Below are 2,158 nucleotides of genomic sequence, written 5' to 3'. Positions count from 1 at the left end.
TTAGGATCTAGCCATACTGCACCTGATTGAGTTTTACCCATTTTCTTACCTTCTGAGTTAAGAAGTAGAGTTATAGTCATTGCATAAGCATTTTTGTTTAATTTACGTCTTATTAAGTCAGTTCCTGCAAGCATGTTTGACCATTGATCGTTACCACCTAATTGCATTTGGCAGCCGTATTTTTGGTATAATTGGTAGAAATCGTAAGCTTGCATTATCATGTAGTTGAATTCTAAGAAAGTAAGCCCACCTTCTCTATCCATTCTTTGTTTGTAGCATTCAGCAGAAAGCATTCTGTTTACACTAAAGCATGCACCAACTTCTCTTAGTACGTCTACATAATTTAAATCTAATAGCCAATCTGCATTGTTTACAAGTATAGCTTTATCATCTGAGAAATCTATGAATTTAGCCATTTGTTTTTTGAAGCATTCACAGTTGTGGTTTATCATTTCTGGTGTCATCATTTTTCTCATATCAGTTCTACCAGATGGGTCACCTATCATTGTAGTTCCTCCACCTACTAGAGCTATAGGCTTGTTACCTGCCATTTGTAATCTCTTCATTAAACATAAAGCCATGAAGTGACCTACATGTAGAGAATCTGCTGTAGCGTCAAATCCTATATAAAATGTAGCTTTACCTGCATTTATTAATTCTTTTAATTCGTCTTCATCAGTGACTTGTGCGATCAGTCCTCTTTCGACTAATTCTTCATATACTGTCATCTTTATCTCTCCTTTTCGTTTTTACATTAAAAAACTCTCGCCCTCTATCTAAAGGACGAGAGTAGATCTCGCGTTACCACCTTTATTCGTAGATAACTCGCATTATCTACCTCAGTAAGTAAAATACTATGCACTATAACGTGTGCTCACGTCACATCCTACTAAAGTTCAGTGTGAAGCTCAAAGGTGTATTCATAATCTTCTCTTTCGCGCCTCTCATCTGCCGGCTACTCTCTGTCAAAGCTTCAATTATTACTATTCCTCATCTCTGCCTGTATTATTATTTTTTACAAATTTTATAACTTTAATACATATATTTTAGATTATATTAAAATTATTATTTTTTGTCAACGTTTCAAATATTTTCTCTCGCTATTTTACATACTTCTTAATAGCTTTAGATAATTGATCTGGACATGAAGTATCCTTTGGTCCGCAAGTAGTTCCACTTAGCTTATCTGCTACCTCTAATGCATTTTGTCCAATTATTAATTTAGATATCCCAGAAAGATTTCCATTACATCCTCCGATAAATTCAGCTTTAGTTATTATATTGTCGTCGTCAAGTTCTAAATTCATTTGTTGACAGCACACTCCTGATGGTTCAAAAGTTATTTTCATAATTATTCCTCCCTATATTTTGCGATTTAAAATACGTCTTATTTATTGTCTCAAACTATATTTATTATCTAAAATAATCGAGTAAATTGCAATATAAATTTATGCAAAAAAATAGTGCTAAAGAAATTTTTTTCTTTTTGCACTATTTTCTCTATTATTTAGAAAATAAATGTTTAAAAAATTCAACTGGATTGTAAAATAAAAGCCTTGGTCCACTAAATTTCATAACATCCTTTATTTTTTCTTTCATATCCTTTTTATAGCAATGTATAGGACATTTTTGACAGTAGGACTTTTGTTCTCCAAATTTACATTTGTCTAATCTCTGTCTACTGTAATCTAGCAATTCTCTACATTCTGAGCATAGTCCGTCTTTAGATTTATGCTTTTTTTTACAGTATATCTCTACCATCACTTCTATTATATGCTTTTCTCTTTCTATACGACTCATATCAACTCAACTCCACTTTTACTATATCGATTTAAATACCGACAAGCTTTTTATCCTTTAATTCAAATCTCTTATCGCATATGGCGCTGCTGGACTTTCTATGAGATACCATTACTATAGTTTTGTCCTTGCATTCGTCATTTATACTTTTTAATATACTCGCCTCATTTAATGTATCTAAATTACTCGTAGGCTCATCTAAAATCAATATATCGCTGTCTCTTAAAAACGCCCTCGCTATAGATAACCTCTGCTTTTCGCCTGAAGATAAGTTTCCTCCCAGCTCACCTACATTTGTGTCATATCCCTTTGGGAGCTTCATTATAAACTCATGTATAGATGCTTTTTTAGCTGCTTT

The 2,158-nt window shown here is 32.8% G+C and carries 4 protein-coding genes and 1 other annotated feature; all 4 genes read right to left on the bottom strand.

Annotated elements, in window-relative coordinates; translation table 11 throughout:
- The coding region (gene tyrS / locus MR593_RS09550; protein WP_290692260.1) for a tyrosine--tRNA ligase at positions 1–728 on the bottom strand (728 nt) is incomplete at its 3' end.
- 48 nt (positions 729–776) lie between these two features.
- Positions 777–1,006 (bottom strand) — a binding site (T-box leader).
- A gap of 94 nt (positions 1,007–1,100) precedes the next feature.
- On the bottom strand, positions 1,101–1,349 hold the full coding sequence (locus tag MR593_RS09545) for a TIGR03905 family TSCPD domain-containing protein (RefSeq protein WP_290692258.1): 249 nt from the start codon (positions 1,347–1,349) through the stop codon (positions 1,101–1,103).
- 154 nt (positions 1,350–1,503) lie between these two features.
- Entirely contained in the window at positions 1,504–1,800 is a 297-nt protein-coding gene (locus MR593_RS09540; protein WP_290692256.1) for a nitrous oxide-stimulated promoter family protein, read from the bottom strand.
- 31 nt (positions 1,801–1,831) lie between these two features.
- Positions 1,832–2,158: ATP-binding cassette domain-containing protein (locus MR593_RS09535; protein WP_290692254.1), on the bottom strand; the 327-nt coding region annotated here is incomplete at its 5' end.

Source organism: Intestinibacter sp., assembly GCF_022780145.1.
In the GTDB taxonomy this organism is placed as follows: Bacteria; Bacillota; Clostridia; order Peptostreptococcales; family Peptostreptococcaceae; genus Intestinibacter.
Note: the sequence above shows the minus strand (reverse complement) of the source record. Positions and strands in the feature narration are given on the sequence as shown.

Bases quoted from the DNA above. Each gene is read 5' to 3' on its own strand.
- MR593_RS09540 (WP_290692256.1), bottom strand. From the start codon at position 1,800: ATGAGTCGTATAGAAAGAGAAAAGCATATAATAGAAGTGATGGTAGAG.
- MR593_RS09545 (WP_290692258.1), bottom strand. From the start codon at position 1,349: ATGAAAATAACTTTTGAACCATCAGGAGTGTGCTGTCAACAAATGAAT.